Raw genomic sequence first — 21,039 nt, 5'->3', positions numbered from 1 at the left:
AACCACAACAAGTGTAATACGCATTTTACTTATTGTAAATAAATTTCATTTCTTATTCCATAGTCATTTTACCTACAGTTTAATTAATCTTTACTTTTTTACTATTCAACTTCTTCATAAAGGAATTTGGTCGAATAGCATATATCTATTTCATTAAAATTTCACTATCTTTAAATAGAAAGAAATAAAATATTCCCAAAATATATATCCTTAAATTCCACCCCTTTTTATTGTTAATTCCCTAATTAAACTCCTTCGGGAGTTTTCTTTATGCTTTCATTTTATCTACAGATTAAATGCTTTGTAGAATGCTAAAACTGCAATTATTAGCAAAGCGATTAATATTATTTTGTCTTTTATATTTAAATCTGAAAATTTCATAATTACTAGTACTTCTCTAAACTCGATCAACTTCATCAACAAATAATCTAAATTCTTTAGGAGTTATTATTTTTATATATTTTGCAGTATTAATATCTACACCTCTTGATTCTGATATTATTCTATTTATTGTGCTTCTAAAAAATCTTTTTGGCAACCTCCAGTAGTATTCCGATAAGGCTTTTTTTGTATCTTTAAAAGGCGGGTATTGAAATTCCATAAATAAATTATTTTTGTTGTCTTTTTGTTCCGTTTTTTAAAGTTCAAAACTTTCAATACTCTCTCCTATAGAATCAGAGAGGGTATATTTAAGCTCTTAAACCTCCTCTACTAACTCAGTCACCAATTCAGCTATATTATTTTTAGCAGTTTTTAATAATTCTGCAATTATTCTTTCTTGTTCTTTTGTTTTTTCCTCCATCTCTTTTATTTTTCTATTTATATATTTTTTATGTTGCTTGTCTTCATATTTATGTTGTTTACTTAACCTTACATATTCATCTCTACCAATCATTAACCCCTTTAAAACATCTAAACAATTTATAACATGAGAGTTTTTAAAATAAGAATGATTTTCTTCTGTAGTTAACGAGGACTGTATCAAAGAAATTAGACTTTCTTGATATATTGGTAACATAGAAAGATCTTCATTAAACATTACTTTAAGATTTGAGCTATTGTTCAAACCTATTTTTTTTTCGTTCGGGGTATAATTCATTTTTTTTGTTTTAAAATGTAGCAGAATAGCTACTGTTATAGTTTTTAGTTATTTGTAATAGTTTCATATAATTTGTTATTCTTCTCATATATTGATAAGTACAATTCATTAATTTTTATAAAAACCTCTTTAGAAGTGTAGCTTTGTTCTCCTAATGTTTCATTTCCATTCTTGCTAACAATTATTTTTAAAATTGAACCATCAGAAATTATTGGAAATGGTGTTATTTTCACTCCATTATTCCAGCACCATTTCATTGCTTTAAAATGTAATTCCATCTGTATTTACTTCTTTGGTTATTACGTTTTCATGCTCTTCTTGATTAGGTATTTCCTTTTTAATATAAAAATGTTCTTTTTTTACACGTTTTTGAGTAGCCATATCAACTTCATTTTTCATTATTCTTCCCTGAGAATCCCTATACTCTTTAGGATTAAAAATATAGTCTTCCATTTTGCAATATGTTTCGACAGCCTTTTTAAATTTACTTGCTCCAACTGCTGATTTTTTTCCAACAAAATCAACATAATTAGTATAAAGATTGCTCCTTAAAAGATTAACATTAAACCTGCTTTCATCTGAAAAATATTCCATTGCCCATTCCATACAATTATCACCGATTTGTGCCTTTAAATTGTTCATTTTAATATTGTCCATTGGCGCTAAAAACTCATTTCTAACATTAGCTAAATACAACTGACAACATTGCATTAAAAAATTATAAAACTTATTGTACTGTTCGTCGTTCCAATCTTGAAAAAAAGAATGCCCAAAATCATCTGAAACTTTGCGTTCACTATTGTAGTTATCTGTATGTGCATGGTAGTAATCGCTAAAGGAAACAAAGAATAAACGTCGTAAATCTGAACCTCGATTTTTGTTTAAGCCATAATTAAAAGTACCTACGAATTTTGGAGAATCTGCAAAAGATAATGAGTAACCTTGTTTCCCCTTTGGATTTATATTTGTTTCTCCTGTAATTTTATTATAGAAAAAATCAAATGCTCCACCTTTTTTTCCATCTTCTATATTTATTACATCATGTTCTTTTTGTAAACCTCCTAACAAATGCTTATTTGAACTTAAATCATCATCTTTACCATCAACTGTAAAAATATTTAATAACTCTTTTAAGCCCCTAATACCTAAACTTTTTCCAGTACCTCCATTTGCATCATCATCACTTCCTTTTACAGCATCATCCATAATGTAAATGAACTTCGCATAATCCTCTCTTTTGTAACGGTGTATTAAATAACCAAATGCAAAACATTTATTTAAAAAATGTTGCTCTTGTGTTATTTGCTCTTCTTCTGAAAGTTTTTCTCCATTTAGCGTAAATAAATTAGCTTTTCTGTAATTTTCTTGCTCTTGAACGGTATCAAAAGGTTCTTCAATTTCTTTTCGCCAATGTACACGACTTCCATTTATTATGTACGCCATGAAATCACATGAAGTATCTTTTATTTTTACACGATTACGACCTTGTTGATCTTTATAATACTCAAAGTAATTTTGTTGTACTATAAAGTTTTTATTTACAACTTTGTGAGACCAAACAAAGCTGTTTGAAATGTTTTGTGAACTAAAAGCAACGTTATCTGAAGTTATTTTAACAATACCGTTATTAAAATAAAACAACTGACTAACTGCATTACAATTTTTAAAATCAATATCAATAGAGTCAATGTTTTTCAACTCATTTACTGAGAATGATCTTGAACGTTTTATTAAGTTTATTTTATCTAAACAAGCTCCTTTGTCTTTTAAATATTCTATACAAAACTTGCGTATTTCAGAAGTCTCTGGAACAGATACTTTATAATCTTCTATTTTAACTACAAATGATGTGTCCTCGTTATTTTTATCTTGAATATTTAAATCTTGCCTATAACTATAAAAATTGTTTGCATTTAAAAAATAATGCAAATTTGCTAAGTTTATTTGTGGACGACCTTTATCGTTACTATCAATAAAATTGCATTTTAATGCAACTAATAATAAGTTTTCAAATTTGCGTTTTATTGCGTTTTTGTCTGCGTTTGTATAATATTTCAGCCAGTCTCTAAAATCTTTACCATTTTGCCCCATTTTTGAAGATGGCAACCATATAGTTTTTAAGTTCCAATATTTATTTGCTAACGCAAAAGCATATTTTTTACCAGAATTATCTATATCTGGTAAATTGTAAAAATTTTGACATAGTTTATTTAATCTACTATACTGATCATAGCTTAATTGTTGTCCCTCACTATTTAACCAAATTGGATAATAATCGTCTGATATTGAAGCTAGGTTTAAACCGTCTGAGCCTCCACTACAGATAATAATATTTTTAACTTGTAGCTCTTTTATCTCATTAAGAATTTCTTTTCGAGCATCTCTACTTGAAGTACGTGTTAAATCTTCATATAATGAAGTAATGAGGTTTTCATCAACTTTCTTTAATATTCTATCCAATCCATGGATATAATCATTGTCTTTTGATCCTAAATAGCCATGTTTGAAGTTTACAGTTTTTCCTTCTGTATTTTTTCGTTTAAATTCTGCTGGTTTATAGGTTTTAGCCCATGTTTTTAAATCATTCGAATACGCAAAAATTGGATAATTTTCAGTACTACTTGTGATCATTAGCTTACCTTCTTTCTTGGTAATCTTTTTATAATATTCTACTTCAAAAAAATTGAATTCTTTTGCTATTGGAGAAGTAATAAACCTACCTATACTTATTAAGTTATGATATTCTTTAGTCTTTACTTCAAAATATGTTTTTGGTAACTTATCTGTGTTATTTTTAAATTCAATATTTGCTGTATAAACGGTGTTATTTTCACCAATATTAAACTCAGCATATAATTTTTTCATTACCTCTATAAAAGAAAGCCCTGTTTTACTAATAATCGCGCTAACAGCATCATAACTTTTATCACCAAAATCTACAACTAACCATTTACCTTCTTTTTTAAATAAAGAAGCACTTGCAGTCTTTTCATTGGTACGGAATTTGAACTTCTTACTACCTGATGTTTCGCAACCAACGCAATTTGGAAAGTGTTTATGTAGAATATCTAAACCATCGCTAGTTGCGTTGTAAAGATCAGAGGTGTTGTACTTGTAGTTCATTGAAAAAGATTTACTTAGTCTCGTTTCGTTTATCAAATATTTTATATCTGCTAATTCTATTACTATTTAATTTTAAATAGTAGCGTTCATTGTTTTGAGATTGCTGCATAAATTATTCTTTGGTATTTGAAGAATATTTAAATTTTTTTAAAGCTTCTTTTACTTGTAAACCTTTCTTACCGTATTTAGGCTGTTTCTCTCCTCTGGCTATTTTTCCTACATATCTTGGGGTAACATTACATTCTTCTGCTATGATCTGATAAATTGTTTTTGGAGGAGACCCCATATTTTGATAATTGCTAGACATTTTTCTGTATATTTGTGTTACAATGTGACACGAATATACAGATAATTTCTGCATTAGCATATAATTTCTGTAAAATATTACATAAAAAATATGACTGAAGATTTTATTTCGCTAAATATCAACCACTTAGTTGGGAGGGAGAATCTTGCTAAAGATGCCTTTGGGAAAATATTTGGGTTAAATAGAGGAGCTATAAGTAGCTATATAGATGGGAAAGCAAAACCGAAAATTGATACATTACGGAAAATTTCTGAAAAGTATAAAATTTCTATTGATGATATTGTAAATAAGAATTTATCAAAAACCTCAGATGTATTTAATAATAAAGTTAGCTTATCGGGGGAGGTATCTGGTAAGTTAACCATAAAAGAAATTGAAATAGTAAGAGAAGCTATATTAATGTATGAAAAACAGCTTTTAGACGATCCTGTTTTCAATAAGTGGCTAGATTTAAAGCTTACTAAAAAGGAAAATGAAATTCATAGAGAATATCAAAAATTAAGAAATTAAAAAAACAACTCTCAATTAAGTGAATTAAAATTGAGAGTTGTTTTTTTTTGAAAAAATATAATTTAATTAGTAATTTAAAGGTAAGCCCGCTTTTTTTCTTAAAGATATATTTAGCTCAATTTCTTGAGTAAACGATTCTGTTAAGTTTTTATATTTTTCTAATCGACTTATTGTTTTTATAAAGTTTGTTTGCAAAAGGAATAAAGCTTTATTGTTTTCTCCAAGAACATTCTTTAAATCATTTATAATAATCTGAAACTTACAAATAGTTTCTTTATGAGTGAGATCTCCGTCTTTAAATTTAGATGTTAGATCTTTTATTTCTTTATTGATTAGTTTTAAGGATTTCACTTATGTCGAGGGGTTTAATAATTCTACTAATTCATTACCGTTTAAAATCAAATTTTCAATTTCTTTTTGATTTTCTTTTCTCTTTCTTTCTAAGGAGTTCAATAAATATACAAAACTATAGATAATAGTTGTTGATATAATTGCAGTAATTACAAAACTTAAATCATAGGAAAGTTTAGGGAAATCAGTTCTTGTTAAAAATGAACGTAAAACCCAGAATGAAGAAACGTAAATAAATCCAATACATGCAATTTTATATAATTTTTTAGTTCTTACGTTGGAGTTTGATTTAAAAACTAAATAAATACAGAATATTGATACAGAGAGGGCTAAGAAAGGTAGTCCTATAGCATATAAAAAATACCTAAACGAAGAGTATCCTAAAAAAGAGTATTCTTGTTTAAGTACATTTTTTTTTGCATGATATTTCTTTAATTCAATTTTCTTTGTAGTTTCTACTTCTTTCGCTTTTTGAATATATGTAGCAATATCTATTTTTTTATTTTCAAGCTGATTTAATAAATCTGTTCTTTCCTTGTTTGATTTATTAATTATTTTTTTATACTTAGCAAAATGGGTTTTATACGGTTTCCAATTTTTTAATTGTCCCCAATATGTATGACTATATGGTAAGCAACAAATTGTAAAAAATAAAACCCCTGTTAATAATGCTTTAAATTTACCCTTCTTGTTGGTTGTCATCATCTTCATCCCCAACTTCATCGTTTTGAATAAATTGTTTTTCTTGCTGTTCTTCATCTTCATCGTCCCCAACTTCATCGTTTTGAATAAGCTTAAGTTCATAACTGTTTTTTTCTTCTAAATTTTCTAATTTTTCATCGGTACAATTTGAAAATGTTAATACTGTAATCATTGTTACTAAAATTTTTAATGCTTTTTTCATTATTTACTTTTTTTATATTTTATTAAGTAAATATATGGTATATGAAAAAGATAAAAAGTCTATTAAAAACTAATTATCCAATACATTTTAACATTTTCTATGCAATCAAACAAATTTAATGCTTTTAAAATTAAAACTGCATAAATAAAACTAGTTCTTAAAAAAATAGGGGTATTAGGTATTAGCTGTTTAGGGGTATTAGGTATTGTGTATTACAGAAAAAAAACGTATAAAACTCAGAGTATATCTGTAATAGTTGGAGAAAATATGTATTTAAGATTTAGTTCTATAATTACTCAAATTTAACACATAAAAAAAGTGTGTAATCTTCTTATTAAAGAAAAATCTGCTGAATTTTATGTAAAGAGAAGGTCTTTATTTGTACTCAAAAAATAATGTACTCGCTTTTGTACTCATTTTTGTACTCACTATTTTCCTTATAATTATAGTATCTATATTATTGTTTTTATTTTTTGAGTACAATTAGTATAGAAATTATAATAAATAAATTAATATTGTAAAATATAATAGAAATAAATCAAAAGTTATAAAAAGCATAAACATAAAATTAATGAAAAATATCAATTACGTCCCATTTACTTCCCACGGTGATGCTTAATGTATTGTAAATCATCAGGTAGTGATTGTAAAAAAAATCCTCTCTGGGTCACAAAATAAAAAGCAGTAGAAGTTATTCTACTGCTTTTTTAGGGAAAAAGAAAAAGGGGTGCACTCTTTTCGAGTGAGCAATAAAAGTATAAAACAACTATTTCAAATTATGTAACATTTGTTACATAAGAGGTTTTTTATTTAAGAATAATGAGGTATTTTTCTATAATTAAGTATACTGGGTTTGTAATCAGTTTTTTAGGTGTTAGTGTAAGCATTTTAGAAACGATGTATGTGGCTGTTTTTAATAAACCAATATTTGTCCACTTCTATTTGGTAAAGAAAAAATTACCTAAAAAAAAGAAAGCTTTTTTAGTAGAAAATATATCATTTTATAATAAACTAAATAACAAACAAAAAGAATATTTTGAGCATAGGTTAGTACAGTTTTTTAGGAAATATGATTTTATAGAAAGAGAAAATGTAGAGTTAACACCAGAGATTAAAGTATTAATAGCGTCGTCATATATAAAATTAACTTTTGGTATGCGAAGATATATTACTACTACTTTTAATAAAATTGTGATCTATCCTAAAAGCTTTTATTCAGTAACAACAAAACTATATCATAAAGGGGAGTTTAACCCTAGATATAAAACAATAGCTTTCTCTTGGGAAGATTTTTTATTAGGTGAAATTATTGTAAATGATAATTTAAATCTTGGAATTCATGAATTCACTCATGCTTTAACTTTTCATGGAAGTAAATCTAAAGATGTAAGTGCTAAGATATTTTATAAGATATTTGAAGAAATAGTGTCTTTTATGAGTGATAAAAACAATGTAGAAGCAATTAAACAATCTAATTATTTTAGAGATTATGCGCTAACTAATAAATTAGAATTTGTAGCTGTAATAATGGAGCATTTTTTTGAAACGCCTGAAGATTTACAAAATAAGTTTCCTGTGTTGTTTAGAAAAATTGAAATAATGCTTAATTATAAGTCAACAAAATTATAATTCTAATATTTTTATTTGATTTCGATTTAACTCTATTTTGTCTTGCTTTTCTAAAGCTTTTAATAAACGAGAAATAACAACTCTAGAAGTATGCAAATCATTGGCTATTTGTTGATGTGTAGCAGAAATAAGATCGTTATTTGTAACCATAGCTTTATCTTTTAAATATTTGTACAGACGATCATGCATGTTTAAAAAAGCAATTGAATCTACAGCTTCAATAAATTCATTTAACCTAGAATGATAACTTTGTAAAATATATTCTTGCCAACTTTTATATTTACTTAACCATTCAGACATTTTATTTTTTGGAATCATTAATAATTTAATATCAGTTTCTGCAACAGCTTTAATTTTACTTTTAGTTTCTCCCAAACAACAAGAAAGAGTCATAGCGCAAGTGTCACCTTTTTCTATATAATATAAAACTAATTCATCACCATCTTTATCTTCCCTTAAAATCTTAATAGCACCACTAATTATTAAGGGGATAGAAACCATATAGCTATTAACATCAATAATAATAGTATTAGCTTCAAACTCTTTGTAAACGGCTAAATTTGAAATTTCATTAATTAATTCATCTTCAAATATGTATCCGTAATGTTTTTTTAAATCTAGTATCAATTTTGTTTTTATTTACAAAGTATAATGTACAAAGAAATAAAATAAAACAGCATGATTTTAATCAGTTTTTCTAGTGGATTTATTTCAGAAATTTGATATAGAAATAAACAATAAATCCACATTAAAATGAAAAAAAGAACGCCAGTATCAGTAATTATGAGTAAAAATGTAATTACTCTAAGTAGTACAGATGATTTAATACGAGCAGAAAAGTTATTTAAAAAAGAACATATAAGACATATTCCTGTAGTGAGTGGAACAGAAATAAAAGGTATGTTAAGTTATACTGATTTATTAAGAATTAGCTTTGCAGATGCTATAGACCAAGATGAAACAGATGTAGATACCGTAGTATATAATATGTTTACTATAGAGCAAGTTATGGCTAAAAACCTAGTAACTGTTAGTTCATCAGCAACAATTAAAGAAGTTGCAGAAATTTTATCTAAAAAAGAGTTTCACGCATTACCAGTAGTAGATAATGGGAGCCTAGTAGGAATTGTTACTACTACAGATTTGATTTACTATTTGTTAGAGCAATTTTAAAGTGCTAAAAGTAAGTGAAATCCTTACTTTTAGTATGGTTTTTTTTACTTGATATTATTTTTTATAATTTATTTTTGAGAAACTCAAAACACTATATTATGTTGAATGATATTTCAAATTTAGGCTCAGTTTTAAATAAATCTGAACAAAAATCTATAAAAGGAGGTTGGATTTATGTTATGTGCACTACATGTGACCCTCTACCTAGTGGTTATATTTGTATGAATAAACCTTTTTGTGGGGGAGTATAAAAATTAAAAGTTTAACTTTTTATTTATTAGAAGATTATTAATAACAACATTTTAAAGCCAATTTTATTTATATAAATAAAATTGGCTTTAAAAATTTATCTTACTTACTTAATTAATAATTGCTTTTAAATTAGAAATTGTTTCCGTAGGATTATCACTTTTAAAAACAAAACTACCAGCAACTAAAACATCAGCTCCAGCTTCAATAAGTTTATTCGCATTTTTATCGGTAACTCCACCATCAATTTCAATTTGACATTCAGAATTAGAAAACTCAATTAAGTGTTTTAATTGAGTTATTTTTTTATAAGTATTTTCTATAAAAGACTGCCCTCCAAAACCTGGATTAACACTCATAATACATACTAAATCTAAATCTTCTATTATGTCTTCTAAAACAGCAATTGGAGTGTGAGGGTTTAGTGCAACTCCAGCTTTCATACCAGCAGCTTTTATTGCTTGAACTGTTCTGTGTAAGTGGGTGCATGTTTCATAATGAACAGTTAATATGTCTGCTCCTAAATCAGCAAAAGTATCAATATATCTATCTGGATCTACAATCATTAAATGTACATCGATAGTTTTATTAGCATGTTTAGAAATTGCTTTTAAAACGGGCATACCAAAAGAAATATTAGGAACAAATACTCCGTCCATAATATCTACGTGAAACCAATCGGCTTTACTATTGTTAATCATTTCTACATCACGCTGTAGATTAGCAAAATCAGCTGCTAAAATTGAAGGAGCTACTAGTTTTTCCATTATAATTTGTTGTGTTGTTGTTGAGTGGCAAATATAGTCAAAACTATAGAGTGTATTAAAAAGAAAACTCTCGATAATTCGAGAGTTTTCTTTTTAATAATCAAAAAACGAATAGTTATAATAAACTACCGTTATTGTATATGTTTTTTAACCTAAGTAAGTCATTAATATTTTACTACGTGATGTGTGTTTTAATCTACGAATAGCTTTTTCTTTAATCTGACGAACACGCTCACGAGTTAAATCGAAAGTTTCACCAATCTCTTCTAAAGTCATTGGTTGATGTTCACCTAAACCAAAGTATAGTTTAACAACATCAGCTTCACGAGGAGTTAATGTTTCTAAAGCACGGTTTATTTCAATTCGTAAAGATTCGTGTAATAAAGTTCTATCTGGATTTGGAGACTCACCTGAGTTTAATACATCATATAAGTTCGAGTCTTCTCCTTCAATTAATGGAGCATCCATAGATACGTGACGACCAGAATTCTTCATTGATTCTTTTACGTCATTAACAGTCATATCTAATTTCTTAGCAATTTCTTCAGGACTTGGAGGTCTTTCGTTTTCTTGCTCTAAGAAAGCATACATTTTATTGATCTTGTTAATAGATCCAATTTTATTTAAAGGTAAACGTACAATACGAGATTGTTCAGCTAAGGCTTGTAATATAGATTGACGAATCCACCATACAGCATAAGAGATAAATTTAAAACCACGGGTTTCATCAAAACGTTTTGCTGCTTTAATTAAACCTAAATTACCTTCATTAATTAAATCAGGTAAAGTTAATCCTTGATTTTGGTATTGTTTTGCTACAGAAACTACAAAACGTAAATTAGCTTTAGTTAATTTTTCTAAGGCTCTTTGGTCACCAGCTTTAATTCTTTGCGCTAATTCAACTTCTTCATCAGCGGTAATTAAGTCTACTTTTCCTATTTCTTGTAAATATTTATCTAAAGATGCGGTTTCTCTATTGGTAACCTGTTTTGTAATCTTAAGTTGTCTCATGTAATTACGAAATATTTTTAATTTATCTATTGGCTTACATATTCTTATACGTAAGATGTTACATTAATGTTACAAAAAATAAAAAGTTTTTTATAAAATTTCTCAATTTGTTAAAGAATTGTTAATTTTGAAACTTGAAGAGAAAATTTTATGTGACTTCTTTTAATATTAGGTGTCTAAAATAGCAAGTCTAATTATAACCAATAAGGAAACCAAACTTAGCCCTTGAAAAGTCTTGATGCTACAAAATTTAGTGATGAAGAACTGGTTGCTAAAATAGTGGAGAAAAATGATACTCATTTATTCGCTATTTTGTACGACCGTTATGCTGGTGTTGTATATAACAAATGTTATGGCTTTTCTAAAAGTAAAGAAGAAGCTCAAGATTTAACACATGATGTTTTTATACGCCTGTTTGTAAAACTAAGAACTTTTAAAGGAAGGTCTAAGTTTTCTACATGGCTCTATTCTTTTACTTATAATTTCTGTGTAAATTACGTGCAGCGAAATAAAGAAAAGAAAAAGGAAAAAGTAACAATAGTAACGGACCAAATTAAAGAAGAAATTAACGAAAATGAAATAGATGACGCTGATTTATTTGAGTTGAAATCAGATAAACTAGCAAAAGCACTCGAAATGATATCTCCGTCGGAGAAAATGATTTTATTAATGAAGTATCAAGATGATATGAGTATTAAAGAAATATCAGAATTATTAGAGTTGGGTGATAGCGCAGTAAAAATGCGTTTAAAAAGAGCTAAAGAAAAAGTAGTTAAAGCGTATAACAAATTGTAATAATTATGGATAATCCATTTAAGAAAATATTACATAATGAAGAATTGCCAGAGGTACTAAAAGAAAAAGTACTAAACGATGTGGCAATGATTAAGCTTTCAATAGATATGGCTGATTTATTTGTGGTTAAATACCCAAATACAATAGCAGATTTATTAGGAGGTGGTACGCCTAAAAAAGAAGCTAAGGACAAGAATAATAATCAAAACTAAATTACATAACCAAAACAAACTATTATTATGAATGCGTTACAAGTAGGTTTTTTAGAATCCTTTAAAGATGTTTTTGAAAATGTTAAAGATTCTTTACCAACGGTATTAGGTTTTATAGGATTTGTAATTCTTGCCTGGATAATTATTAAAGTATTTTTATATATAGTAAGAAAAGCTTTAGCAAAAACAAAAATTGATGAATGGTCTAAAAAACTAAGGAAAACTGAAATTTTTGGTAATAGTACTATAAATATAGTATTAACTAATGTGATTTTAGCAGTACTAAAATGGTTTTTGATACTAACTTTTGTAATGGCTGGGTCTAATATTTTTGGAATAAATGTAATTTCTGAAGGTATACAAAGCTTTTTTGCTTACTTACCAAAATTATTAACTGCTCTTGGAATTTTTGTTGCAGGTGCGTATTTAGGAACTATTGTAAAAAAAGCAATTCAATCTATGTTTAAATCTTTTGAAATTTCAGGAGGCAATTTAGTTGGAAATATTGCGTTTTACTTAATAGTTATATTTTTGTCTATAACAGCATTAGATCAGGCGGGAGTAGATACTTCTCTGATAAAAAGTAATTTAACTCTTATAATTGGGTCAATTCTTCTAGCATTTACAATTGCTTTTGGTTTAGGTGCAAGAGACGCAGTCTCTAGATTGCTTTTTGGTTATTATTCAAGAAAAAATATAGGTATAGGAGAAAAGGTTGTTATTGGAGATGTAGTAGGAGTGGTTACAGCAATAGATAATATTTGTTTAACTGTAACAACAGATGAAGGTAAGGTAGTTTTACCTATTAAGGATGTGGTAAACAGTAAAATAGTTGTAAAAAAATAAATGATTAAATTTTTTTTTATATATTTGAGCCATATTTATATATAGAAAAATGATTTTAAAAAATGATAGATTTCGGGGGACTTCTATCTTATAGGTAAAGAATTTATTCTTTACTAATTAAATGGCCATCTAAAGATGGTCATTTTTTTTGTCCTTTTTTGTGACTTAAATAAATAAAAAGTGTCTAAATAAACGAAGATAGTTATCGGGGGGCATCTATCTTTTAAGTAAATGAGAGTGGTTTTTGGAAACAAAAACCACTCGTTTTATATATAAGGATTTTTAGGACTTAAACTTTGTGACCAAAACAAATTATAGGTGTCTTATACTATAGAAAAGAAAAGGAAATATAATTTTTATAAATTATAACCACAAAAAAACAGCTAATTTAATTAGCTGTTTTTTAATTTTATTCAAAAGAGAGGTGTAAGAAAACCCCTCTGGTCCCCAGAAAATCAATAGGGTCTGTCCATTGACTTGGAGATTTATTATCGTATTTAACTTCATTATTAACAGCAAAAACACCTCTAATAGATGGTGAGAATTTAAAATAACTAAAATAAAAGTCTACTCCAACACCCAATTCATACATTAGATTACTTGTAGTTGTTCTAAACTCACCGGCAAAATTATCATCACTATTATTTTCATTACTTGAAAAATTATAATCGTAAGATATTCCTCCTAATACATAAGGCCTTATATTATTAAGTCTATTTGTGCTTAATTTTAAAATTAAAGGTAAGTGTAAGTATGTAGCTCCAACTTCTCTTGTTTTTACATTGTCAGATCCAACAATATGCTTAAAAGTTAGGGTTTTGGTATTAGACATTAAACCTGGTTCAAATCTTAAATTTACATTATTATGTAATCTAAGGTCAGCAATTAATCCTACATTAAACCCTACTGAAGATTTTACTTCTATTTCAGCATTGTTAAATCCACTAGGTTTGTATCCTACTTTATATCCATTACTGTTTAAACCTAAATAAAAACCATAATGAAAAAGAGGCTTATCAAAACTAGGTAAATTCAATACTTTTTCTTGTTGTGCTTGAGAGGTAATTGAAACGATTCCAAAAATCCCAAAAAATAAAAGTTTTTTTAGCATACTATTTTAAGGCGGTATAAATTGATGCAACTCCAAAAGTTACAGGTAAATTCTTTGCATTCTTAAACCCATTTTTTTGCAAAATATTGTTGAAGGCTTTTCCAAATGGAAAAGAATTAGCACTTTCTGATAAATAAGAGTAGGCAACTTTATCTTTAGAAAATATTTTACCAATAATAGGAAGAATAAAATTAGTGTAAAACTTATAACCTTGTTTAAAAGGAAACTTGGTTGGGTTTGATGTTTCTAAAACCACAAATTTACCTCCAGGTTTTAATACACGAAGTATTTCAGTTAAGCCTTTGTCTAAGTTTTCAAAATTTCTTACTCCAAAAGAAACAGTAATAGCATCAAAAGTATTGTCTTCGAAAGGGATGCTTTCACTATCACCAACAATCATTTCAATTTTATTAGTTAAATCTGCTTTGGCTATTTTTTGTTTACCAACTTCTAACATTCCTGCAGAGATATCTAAACCTACAATCCTTTTGGGGTTTAATTCAGCCATCATTAAAGCTAAATCACCAGTTCCAGTTGCTATATCTAATATTTGTTGCGGGTTGTTTTCTCCAACTAATTTCACTACTTTTTTCCTCCAGCTAACATCAATTCCTAAAGAAATAACACGGTTTAATCCGTCGTAATCTTCAGAAATATTGTCAAACATTTTAGCGACTTGTTCTTTTTTTCCTAATTCAGAATTTTTGTATGGTTTGATGCTTTTTGACATGTTATTTTTTTTGCGATGAAATTATCCGTTAATAGCAACTACTTCGTTAATCTGATTTGGAAGCATTTCTTTAAGCATGGTTTCAATACCATTTTTTAAAGTTACTGTTGATGATGGGCATCCACTACAAGCACCTTGTAAAATAACACTTACTTGTTTAGTACTTTCATTATATGATTGAAATGCAATGTTTCCACCATCAGAAGCTACAGCTGGTTTTATGTATTCATCTAAGATATCAACAATTTTAGCTTCGGTATCAGTTAAGTCTTCTTTTGGAATTTCAACGTTTTGCTTTGTTTGTTGTTTAGGAAGTTCTTGTATAATAGTTTTTCCTTCTTGAATATAACTTCTTATAAAAGTACGAACTTCTTGATATACTTCATTCCATTCGACCATATCATATTTACTTATTGATATATAGTTTTCTGAAATAAAAACTTCTTTCACGAATGGGAAACTGAATAATCGTTGTGCTAAAGGTGATGATTTGCTTGCTTCATCAATATTTTTAAATTCAACATCGGTTTGTGTAAGTGCTTTATTTGTACCAAATTTCATTACTGCAGGGTTTGGAGTAACTTCAGCATATACTTCAACGGCATCTTTCTTTGTAGTTTCTTCTGTAACAATAGTATTACCTTCTTGTAAATAGTTTTCTATTTGTTCACGAACTTCTTCTTCAACATCGTCCCATTGAACTATATCATATCGCTGAATAGCTATGAAGTTTGCTGTAACTAACACTTTTTTTACAAAAGGAAGATAAAAAAGTTGTTGTGCTAAAGGTGAGTTTTTAGCTTCGTCTATATTGTTAAACTCATAACTGCCTCCATTTACTAAAATAGTGTTACTAACAAATTTTAGGATAGTCTCGTTATTAGTTTCTTGTATATTTATTTTAATTGAGCTCATAAGTTGTAAAATGAAGTGCAAAATTACGGTAAAAAACTGATATATGTATATATAAAAAGTCCTGCAAAAGCAGGACCTTAATGTTATTTATGTTTTTTAAACTATAGACTAAAAGTAATAGTTCCAGAAATTCTAGTAGTATTATTGTTTAATTCAATAGGGTTTACATTCACATTTGGAGAATTATAGATATTATAAGGACTGTTATTTTCTGATTTACTATATGCTAAATCAAACTTCATGTCTCCAAAGTTATACCCTAAACCTAGAGAATATCCTTTGGTGTGGTCTCTGTCTAGTGCATTTTTAAAAGGACTTTCCTCAAAATGATACCCCCCTCTAATACTCATTTTATCAAAACGCCATTCAGTACCAATATTTATGGCCTGAACATTTTTAAAATCATTATTGAAATTTTGATTTGCATTTATAAAAACTGCATCATTTTCTTGATACTTTGTTCCGCTATAATCTTTGTATGTATAGTCGGCACTAATTAAACCTTGTTTTCCAAATACTAATGCGGCACTTGCAGTTAATCTACTAGGAGTTCTTAATTTAAAAATATTAGAACTAAATTCTTCACCACTATTAATATCGGTAGCTTGATTTGAGGCTGAAATATCGGTATAACCTAGCCAATCATCATATCTAGAATCATTGGGATCAAAAACATTTAAGTTGCTTTCTTCAAAAACCTCAGGGTGCCAAGTAGGTGTTTCATAAGCTAACCCAAAACGAAATGTTTGATTTACTTTGTATATGAAACCTGCACTTAATGAAATACCATTCCCTTCAAAGTAACTGTCTTGAATGTTTAATGCATTTAGAGTATTACCATTAGTATCTTGATTAGTCTCTCTTAACCTTGTTATTTGACCAAATTTAAAACTATGAAATTTGATACTAGCTCCAGCAAATAATTTATTTTGATGTACTGCTGAGAATCCCATTTCTAAAATTGAACTTTCTCCTCTAGTAGTATTGGTAAAACGTTGTTCTTGTCCGTTGTCAAACTGATTACTTGTGTCATCTGGATGTTCATTAAATAAAGCCTGACCACTATTTCCACTTGAAGAAAAAGAACCTTCAAAGTCACTTTTAAGCCTATAGTTTACATTTAAAGAAAAACGATTCCAATCTGAACTGTACGCAGAATCGAAAGATAAAATAGCTCCAGCTTGAGAAATGTTTAAATAATCGTCTTGAATACCAACGGTATTACCATAGTAAGATGCTAAATATTCAGTATTTCGATTGTTTAAAGTAGCGGAAAAAATACTTTTCTTAGCCACAGCACCACCTGCAGGGTTAATACTTATAGCAGAAACATCAGCTCCAAGAGCTCCAAAAGCTCCACTCATAGCTTCAAAACGAGCGGTTCCAAAATTATCGTCTTTTGTAAAAAGAATACCTAAGTCATTATATCCTAAAGATTGAGAGTAGGCAGTATAAGTACTAGCGATGAGTATCGCATAAGTTAAAAATCGTTTCATGTTCTTTGTTAATTAGTTTAAAAACTTATTTAAAAAAGTTGGTTAAATTTATCTACGTCTGCTTCTTGAGCTTCTATTACTTGAAGAGCTTCTAGTAGAGCTACTTCTAGATGGTGTAGAATAACTACGAGTACTTCTAGAAGGAGTAGAGTAACTTTTTGAGCTTCTTGAACTGCTTCTGGATGGAGTAGTATAATTAGACTTTTTTACGGTTCTCTTTGTTGATCTGGTAGGTTTGTGTCCACCAGTATTATAATTTCTTGTATTTCTTTTTGTAGAATTAGCACTGCTATTACCTCTTGTATTATAGTTGTTGCGAGTACTTCTAGAATTGTTATAAGATCTATTTGAATTTCTTGAAGAACCACGAGTATTATATCCTCTTGTGTTTCTTGTAGATCTTCCGTTAGAATTATATCCTCTCGTAGATCTTTTAGTGCTTCTAGATGGTTTATATCCACCAGTATTGCCTCTAGTATTTCTAATTGTTCTTGTTCCTCTTGTACTACGTATAGAAGAATTTCTATTGTTTCTTCTATACGTGCTAGAAGATCTTCTAGAAGTAGAAGTTCCTCTTCTTCCAGTTGTATACCCTCTTCTAGATGTAGAGGTAGTTCTATAACCTCTATAAGGATTTGCACCTCTACGTGATCTATAATATCTATTATTGTAGTTGTTATATGGGCTATAGTAATTGTTTCTATAATAAGGCGGACAGTAGTTGTAAAAACCACCTGCGTAAAACCCTGTATTATAATAATGTCCATAGTTATATGGGTGCCAATAAGAATTATATCCCCAATAGTTACCATAATAACGAGAACGCCACCAAGGTCTATAATAAGAGTACCCATAATATGTATCCCAATCCCAGTTGTTATAATAGTGCCATCTTGGAGAGGTATTAATATTAATTACAACATCACTGTTGTTATTGTTATTGTATCCCCATGGCTCATTAGAATTATAGCCAATATTAGATTCTTGATCATCCTCATATATAATATCTTCCTCGTCATTAAAGTCAGTATTGTCAGATTTATAATTCTCAATATCAGTGAAAATATCTGTGCCGTTTAAAGCATCTAAACGCTCAACTTCTTTTGTAAAGTAGTTCTCATTATATTCTTTAGCTTCTCTTTCATTAGCATATACAACTTTTCGTTGTGATTGCTCTTGTCTTTCATTACCTTCATCGTAAATGCCGTCATCACTACTAGCAACCGTTTGCATTGTTCCGCAAGAAACAATTGTAGTTATCATAAATAATGATAGAATGTATAAAGGAAGCTTAGTATTGTAGTAATGTAACTTCATGTCTTATGTTTTTAGATTAGAATGAGCTTATTAAAAACTGAAATGCAAAAAACAATTTCTTTGTTGGGCTTGTAGCCTTTTTAATGTAGTTTTGCAAATACAATTTTACGCATAAAAAATAACAATATTTGTGCCAAACTTTTGATTATGAGCAAACATTTAACAAAAAGAGCAGAAGATTACTCTAAATGGTATAACGAATTAGTTGTAAAGGCTGATTTAGCTGAGAATTCAGCTGTAAGAGGTTGTATGGTAATTAAACCTTACGGATTTGCAATATGGGAAAAAATGCAAGCAGAATTAGATAGAATGTTTAAGGAAACTGGACATGAAAATGCTTATTTCCCCTTATTTGTGCCTAAAAGTTTGTTTGAAGCTGAAGAAAAAAATGCGGAAGGTTTTGCAAAAGAGTGTGCGGTAGTTACTCATTATCGTTTACAAAATGATCCAGATAATGAAGGTAAATTACGTGTTGATCCTGAGGCTAAGTTGGAAGAGGAATTAGTCGTTCGTCCAACATCTGAAGCTATTATTTGGAATACATATAAAGGATGGATACAATCGTATAGAGATTTACCTTTGTTAATTAATCAATGGGCAAATGTAGTTCGTTGGGAAATGCGTACACGTTTATTTTTACGTACTGCAGAATTTTTATGGCAAGAAGGGCATACAGCACACGCAACAAAAGCGGAAGCGATTTCTGAATCTGAACAAATGCAAGAGGTGTATGCTACATTTGCTGAGAATTTTATGGCAATGCCAGTAATAAAAGGAGCTAAATCTGAGAGTGAACGTTTTGCAGGAGCTGATAATACATTAACTATAGAAGCATTAATGCAAGATGGTAAAGCGTTGCAAGCAGGAACCTCTCATTTTTTAGGACAAAATTTTGCAAAAGCATTTGATGTAAAGTATACATCTAAAGAAGGTAAACAAGAGCATGTTTGGGCTACTTCTTGGGGAGTTTCAACTCGTTTGATTGGAGGGTTAATTATGACGCACTCTGATGATGCTGGATTAGTATTACCTCCAAAGTTAGCGCCTATCCAAGTGGTAATTGTACCTATATATAAAGGAGAAGAACAATTAGTCGCTATTTCAGAAAAAGTTAATGTTATAGTTAAAGAATTACGAAAGAAAGGAGTGTCTGTTAAGTTTGATAATAGAGATACTTTTAGACCTGGTGCAAAATTTGCTGAATACGAATTAAAAGGTGTTCCAGTAAGAATAGCGATGGGAAATCGTGATTTAGAAAATGGTACAGTTGAAGTAGCACGTCGTGATACTTTTGAAAAACAAACTGTTTCTAGAGAAGAGGTTGTTGATGTTGTTGTAGGTTTATTAGATGAAATCCAAGAGAATTTGTTTAAAAAGGCTTTAGACTATAGAAGTACTCATACTACAGAAGTAAATACATTTGAAGAGTTTAAAGATGTAATTAAAAATAAAGGAGGTTTTGTTTCTGCTCACTGGGATGGTACAATTGAGACTGAAGATAAAATTAAAGAACTAACAAAAGCAACTATTAGATGTATTCCTAACGATGCGAAAGAAGAAGCTGGGAAATGTGTTTTTACGGGTAAAGAATCATCCAAAAGAGTTCTTTTTGCAAAAGCATATTAAATAAATTAGACCCTGCTAAAAGCAGGGTTTTTTGTGTTCTGTTGTAAGGTCTTAATTTGTATTTAAACTGGGATGATAATAAATGAAGGTTTCTTGGTTTTGTTTGAAAAAAATATTTTTGAAATCACCGGTTTTTAGTTTTTATATTTTTTTTGAATTTCAGTTGATTATATTGGTTAATAGCAAGGGGTGTTTTATAGCTTTTTCATTTTTTAGAAAAAAAATAAAAAAAGCTTTGTTCAAATAAAAAACAGTTTATATATTTGCACCCGCAATCAGAAAAAAGATTGTTTTGGTCCGTTCGTCTAGGGGTTAGGACGCCAGGTTTTCATCCTGGTAACACGGGTTCGATTCCCGTACGGACTACTAGTTTAATTGATGTTTATAAAGGGTTTAATCATTTTTATAAATTGAGAATTAAAAAAAATAAAATTATTGCAAATATAAAAAAGTATTGTATATTTGCACCCGCAATCAAAGCGATTGTTTTGGTCCGTTCGTCTAGGGGTTAGGACGCCAGGTTTTCATCCTGGTAACACGGGTTCGATTCCCGTACGGACTACAAAGTTTTTTATAAACAAATAAGAATTAATAAAATGGCAAATCACAAGTCAGCAATTAAAAGAATTAGAAGTAACGAAGCAAAGCGCTTAAGAAATAAATATCAGCATAAAACAACTCGTAATGCTGTTAGAAAATTAAGAGCTAGTGAAGATAAGAAAGAAGCAGAAGGAATGTTTTCGTCAGTTGTATCTATGTTAGATAAATTAGCAAAGAATAATATAATTCACAAAAATAAAGCAGCAAATTTAAAATCTAAATTAGCTAAGCACGTAGCAGCTTTATAAGAAAAATAAGATTAGTTAAT

General features: G+C 28.7%; 25 protein-coding genes and 2 tRNA genes. 11 read left to right on the top strand and 16 right to left on the bottom strand.

Annotation, left to right across the window (positions count from 1 at the left end):
* Positions 1-397: 397 nt before the first annotated feature.
* The 5 genes from Q0881_RS16675 to Q0881_RS16655 form a co-directional block, all read right to left on the bottom strand.
* Entirely contained in the window at positions 398-601 is a 204-nt protein-coding gene (locus Q0881_RS16675) for a hypothetical protein (RefSeq protein ID WP_299162788.1), read from the bottom strand.
* A 96-nt stretch (positions 602-697) separates the two neighbouring features.
* On the bottom strand, positions 698-1,099 hold the full coding sequence (locus tag Q0881_RS16670) for a hypothetical protein (protein WP_299162785.1): 402 nt from the start codon (positions 1,097-1,099) through the stop codon (positions 698-700).
* Between the two features lie 44 nt (positions 1,100-1,143).
* Positions 1,144-1,377, bottom strand: a complete 234-nt coding sequence (locus Q0881_RS16665; RefSeq protein ID WP_299162782.1) for a hypothetical protein — start codon at positions 1,375-1,377, stop codon at positions 1,144-1,146.
* A complete protein-coding gene (locus Q0881_RS16660; protein ID WP_299162779.1) occupies positions 1,361-4,222 on the bottom strand; it encodes a hypothetical protein in 2,862 nt (953 codons plus the stop codon). Before Q0881_RS16660 ends, Q0881_RS16665 begins: the two co-directional genes overlap by 17 nt.
* 112 nt (positions 4,223-4,334) lie before the next feature.
* Positions 4,335-4,583: a hypothetical protein gene (locus tag Q0881_RS16655; RefSeq protein WP_299162777.1), complete on the bottom strand. Its 249-nt coding sequence runs from the start codon at positions 4,581-4,583 to the stop codon at positions 4,335-4,337.
* Between the two features lie 36 nt (positions 4,584-4,619).
* On the opposite strand from Q0881_RS16655, the gene Q0881_RS16650 reads away from it, so the two are divergent.
* Positions 4,620-5,039 (top strand): helix-turn-helix transcriptional regulator, encoded by a 420-nt coding sequence (locus Q0881_RS16650; protein ID WP_299162774.1) that lies wholly within the window; start codon positions 4,620-4,622, stop codon positions 5,037-5,039.
* A 66-nt stretch (positions 5,040-5,105) separates the two neighbouring features.
* Here Q0881_RS16650 and Q0881_RS16645 read toward each other — a convergent pair whose 3' ends face one another.
* The 3 genes from Q0881_RS16645 to Q0881_RS16635 are packed head-to-tail and all read right to left on the bottom strand — an operon-like array spanning position 5,106 to position 6,294.
* Positions 5,106-5,390, bottom strand: a complete 285-nt coding sequence (locus Q0881_RS16645; protein WP_299162770.1) for a hypothetical protein — start codon at positions 5,388-5,390, stop codon at positions 5,106-5,108.
* A complete protein-coding gene (locus tag Q0881_RS16640; protein WP_299162767.1) occupies positions 5,391-6,095 on the bottom strand; it encodes a hypothetical protein in 705 nt (234 codons plus the stop codon).
* Complete coding sequence (locus Q0881_RS16635; protein WP_299162764.1) at positions 6,070-6,294, bottom strand: hypothetical protein; 225 nt, start codon at positions 6,292-6,294, stop codon at positions 6,070-6,072. The genes Q0881_RS16640 and Q0881_RS16635 overlap by 26 nt, the downstream gene beginning before the upstream one ends.
* 819 nt (positions 6,295-7,113) lie before the next feature.
* Here Q0881_RS16635 and Q0881_RS16630 point away from each other — a divergent pair.
* Positions 7,114-7,923 carry a zinc-dependent peptidase gene (locus Q0881_RS16630; protein ID WP_299162762.1) on the top strand — a complete coding sequence of 270 codons (810 nt, stop codon included), beginning with the start codon at positions 7,114-7,116 and terminating at the stop codon, positions 7,921-7,923.
* Here the strand turns inward: Q0881_RS16630 and Q0881_RS16625 are convergent.
* Positions 7,918-8,550, bottom strand: coding sequence for a Crp/Fnr family transcriptional regulator (locus Q0881_RS16625; protein WP_299162760.1), 633 nt, complete (start codon positions 8,548-8,550; stop codon positions 7,918-7,920). The genes Q0881_RS16630 and Q0881_RS16625 overlap by 6 nt on opposite strands.
* A gap of 126 nt (positions 8,551-8,676) precedes the next feature.
* Between Q0881_RS16625 and Q0881_RS16620 the strand changes: the two genes are divergently transcribed.
* A complete protein-coding gene (locus Q0881_RS16620) occupies positions 8,677-9,096 on the top strand; it encodes a CBS domain-containing protein (RefSeq protein WP_299162757.1) in 420 nt (139 codons plus the stop codon).
* A gap of 98 nt (positions 9,097-9,194) precedes the next feature.
* Positions 9,195-9,347 (top strand): hypothetical protein, encoded by a 153-nt coding sequence (locus Q0881_RS16615; RefSeq protein WP_299162755.1) that lies wholly within the window; start codon positions 9,195-9,197, stop codon positions 9,345-9,347.
* Positions 9,348-9,455: 108 nt separating this feature from the next.
* Here the strand turns inward: Q0881_RS16615 and rpe are convergent, their stop codons facing one another.
* On the bottom strand, positions 9,456-10,112 hold the full coding sequence (gene rpe, locus Q0881_RS16610) for a ribulose-phosphate 3-epimerase (RefSeq protein WP_299162752.1): 657 nt from the start codon (positions 10,110-10,112) through the stop codon (positions 9,456-9,458).
* A 147-nt stretch (positions 10,113-10,259) separates the two neighbouring features.
* The gene (locus tag Q0881_RS16605) at positions 10,260-11,123 is read right to left on the bottom strand and encodes a sigma-70 family RNA polymerase sigma factor (RefSeq protein ID WP_058884193.1); all 864 of its coding nucleotides are present in this window, start codon (positions 11,121-11,123) and stop codon (positions 10,260-10,262) included.
* A 225-nt stretch (positions 11,124-11,348) separates the two neighbouring features.
* Here Q0881_RS16605 and Q0881_RS16600 point away from each other — a divergent pair, with 225 nt between their 5' ends.
* The 3 genes from Q0881_RS16600 to Q0881_RS16590 are packed head-to-tail and all read left to right on the top strand — an operon-like array spanning position 11,349 to position 12,976.
* Positions 11,349-11,918: a sigma-70 family RNA polymerase sigma factor gene (locus Q0881_RS16600; RefSeq protein WP_299162750.1), complete on the top strand. Its 570-nt coding sequence runs from the start codon at positions 11,349-11,351 to the stop codon at positions 11,916-11,918.
* A gap of 5 nt (positions 11,919-11,923) precedes the next feature.
* Positions 11,924-12,130 carry a hypothetical protein gene (locus Q0881_RS16595; RefSeq protein ID WP_299162748.1) on the top strand — a complete coding sequence of 69 codons (207 nt, stop codon included), beginning with the start codon at positions 11,924-11,926 and terminating at the stop codon, positions 12,128-12,130.
* 27 nt (positions 12,131-12,157) lie between these two features.
* The gene (locus tag Q0881_RS16590; RefSeq protein ID WP_299162746.1) at positions 12,158-12,976 is read left to right on the top strand and encodes a hypothetical protein; all 819 of its coding nucleotides are present in this window, start codon (positions 12,158-12,160) and stop codon (positions 12,974-12,976) included.
* 409 nt (positions 12,977-13,385) lie between these two features.
* Here the strand turns inward: Q0881_RS16590 and Q0881_RS16585 are convergent, their stop codons facing one another.
* The 5 genes from Q0881_RS16585 to Q0881_RS16565 form a co-directional block, all read right to left on the bottom strand.
* Complete coding sequence (locus Q0881_RS16585; RefSeq protein WP_299162743.1) at positions 13,386-14,087, bottom strand: porin family protein; 702 nt, start codon at positions 14,085-14,087, stop codon at positions 13,386-13,388.
* A gap of 1 nt (position 14,088) precedes the next feature.
* Entirely contained in the window at positions 14,089-14,817 is a 729-nt protein-coding gene (gene ubiE, locus Q0881_RS16580; RefSeq protein WP_299162740.1) for a bifunctional demethylmenaquinone methyltransferase/2-methoxy-6-polyprenyl-1,4-benzoquinol methylase UbiE, read from the bottom strand.
* A 21-nt stretch (positions 14,818-14,838) separates the two neighbouring features.
* The gene (locus Q0881_RS16575) at positions 14,839-15,732 is read right to left on the bottom strand and encodes a NifU family protein (protein WP_299162737.1); all 894 of its coding nucleotides are present in this window, start codon (positions 15,730-15,732) and stop codon (positions 14,839-14,841) included.
* Between the two features lie 101 nt (positions 15,733-15,833).
* On the bottom strand, positions 15,834-17,228 hold the full coding sequence (locus Q0881_RS16570; protein ID WP_299162734.1) for a hemin receptor: 1,395 nt from the start codon (positions 17,226-17,228) through the stop codon (positions 15,834-15,836).
* 48 nt (positions 17,229-17,276) lie between these two features.
* A complete protein-coding gene (locus Q0881_RS16565) occupies positions 17,277-18,545 on the bottom strand; it encodes a hypothetical protein (protein WP_299162731.1) in 1,269 nt (422 codons plus the stop codon).
* 147 nt (positions 18,546-18,692) lie between these two features.
* Here Q0881_RS16565 and proS point away from each other — a divergent pair, with 147 nt between their 5' ends.
* The 4 genes from proS (at position 18,693) to rpsT (ending at position 21,019) form a co-directional block, all read left to right on the top strand.
* Positions 18,693-20,171, top strand: a complete 1,479-nt coding sequence (proS, locus tag Q0881_RS16560) for a proline--tRNA ligase (RefSeq protein WP_299162728.1) — start codon at positions 18,693-18,695, stop codon at positions 20,169-20,171.
* Between the two features lie 294 nt (positions 20,172-20,465).
* A tRNA-Glu gene (locus tag Q0881_RS16555) sits at positions 20,466-20,537 on the top strand.
* Positions 20,538-20,661: 124 nt separating this feature from the next.
* Positions 20,662-20,733: transfer RNA gene (locus tag Q0881_RS16550), tRNA-Glu, on the top strand.
* 34 nt (positions 20,734-20,767) lie between these two features.
* On the top strand, positions 20,768-21,019 hold the full coding sequence (gene rpsT / locus Q0881_RS16545; protein WP_299162725.1) for a 30S ribosomal protein S20: 252 nt from the start codon (positions 20,768-20,770) through the stop codon (positions 21,017-21,019).
* The last annotated feature ends 20 nt before the right edge of the window (positions 21,020-21,039 follow it).

The sequence above is a fragment of the uncultured Tenacibaculum sp. genome, assembly GCF_947494125.1.
Taxonomy (GTDB): domain Bacteria; phylum Bacteroidota; class Bacteroidia; order Flavobacteriales; family Flavobacteriaceae; genus Polaribacter.
Note: the sequence above shows the minus strand (reverse complement) of the source record. Positions and strands in the feature narration are given on the sequence as shown.

What these genes read in the sequence shown, in the direction of transcription:
- Q0881_RS16675 (WP_299162788.1), bottom strand. Translation starts at nt 601, where the DNA reads ATGGAATTTCAATACCCGCCTTTTAAAGATACAAAAAAAGCCTTATCG.
- Q0881_RS16670 (WP_299162785.1), bottom strand. Translation starts at nt 1,099, where the DNA reads ATGAATTATACCCCGAACGAAAAAAAAATAGGTTTGAACAATAGCTCA.
- Q0881_RS16665 (WP_299162782.1), bottom strand. Translation starts at nt 1,377, where the DNA reads ATGGAATTACATTTTAAAGCAATGAAATGGTGCTGGAATAATGGAGTG.
- Q0881_RS16660 (WP_299162779.1), bottom strand. Translation starts at nt 4,222, where the DNA reads ATGAACTACAAGTACAACACCTCTGATCTTTACAACGCAACTAGCGAT.
- Q0881_RS16655 (WP_299162777.1), bottom strand. Translation starts at nt 4,583, where the DNA reads ATGCAGAAATTATCTGTATATTCGTGTCACATTGTAACACAAATATAC.
- Q0881_RS16650 (WP_299162774.1), top strand. Translation starts at nt 4,620, where the DNA reads ATGACTGAAGATTTTATTTCGCTAAATATCAACCACTTAGTTGGGAGG.
- Q0881_RS16640 (WP_299162767.1), bottom strand. Translation starts at nt 6,095, where the DNA reads ATGATGACAACCAACAAGAAGGGTAAATTTAAAGCATTATTAACAGGG.
- Q0881_RS16635 (WP_299162764.1), bottom strand. Translation starts at nt 6,294, where the DNA reads ATGAAAAAAGCATTAAAAATTTTAGTAACAATGATTACAGTATTAACA.
- Q0881_RS16630 (WP_299162762.1), top strand. Translation starts at nt 7,114, where the DNA reads ATGAGGTATTTTTCTATAATTAAGTATACTGGGTTTGTAATCAGTTTT.
- Q0881_RS16620 (WP_299162757.1), top strand. Translation starts at nt 8,677, where the DNA reads ATGAAAAAAAGAACGCCAGTATCAGTAATTATGAGTAAAAATGTAATT.
- Q0881_RS16615 (WP_299162755.1), top strand. Translation starts at nt 9,195, where the DNA reads ATGTTGAATGATATTTCAAATTTAGGCTCAGTTTTAAATAAATCTGAA.
- rpe (WP_299162752.1), bottom strand. Translation starts at nt 10,112, where the DNA reads ATGGAAAAACTAGTAGCTCCTTCAATTTTAGCAGCTGATTTTGCTAAT.
- Q0881_RS16605 (WP_058884193.1), bottom strand. Translation starts at nt 11,123, where the DNA reads ATGAGACAACTTAAGATTACAAAACAGGTTACCAATAGAGAAACCGCA.
- Q0881_RS16595 (WP_299162748.1), top strand. Translation starts at nt 11,924, where the DNA reads ATGGATAATCCATTTAAGAAAATATTACATAATGAAGAATTGCCAGAG.
- Q0881_RS16590 (WP_299162746.1), top strand. Translation starts at nt 12,158, where the DNA reads ATGAATGCGTTACAAGTAGGTTTTTTAGAATCCTTTAAAGATGTTTTT.
- Q0881_RS16585 (WP_299162743.1), bottom strand. Translation starts at nt 14,087, where the DNA reads ATGCTAAAAAAACTTTTATTTTTTGGGATTTTTGGAATCGTTTCAATT.
- ubiE (WP_299162740.1), bottom strand. Translation starts at nt 14,817, where the DNA reads ATGTCAAAAAGCATCAAACCATACAAAAATTCTGAATTAGGAAAAAAA.
- Q0881_RS16575 (WP_299162737.1), bottom strand. Translation starts at nt 15,732, where the DNA reads ATGAGCTCAATTAAAATAAATATACAAGAAACTAATAACGAGACTATC.
- Q0881_RS16570 (WP_299162734.1), bottom strand. Translation starts at nt 17,228, where the DNA reads ATGAAACGATTTTTAACTTATGCGATACTCATCGCTAGTACTTATACT.
- Q0881_RS16565 (WP_299162731.1), bottom strand. Translation starts at nt 18,545, where the DNA reads ATGAAGTTACATTACTACAATACTAAGCTTCCTTTATACATTCTATCA.
- proS (WP_299162728.1), top strand. Translation starts at nt 18,693, where the DNA reads ATGAGCAAACATTTAACAAAAAGAGCAGAAGATTACTCTAAATGGTAT.
- rpsT (WP_299162725.1), top strand. Translation starts at nt 20,768, where the DNA reads ATGGCAAATCACAAGTCAGCAATTAAAAGAATTAGAAGTAACGAAGCA.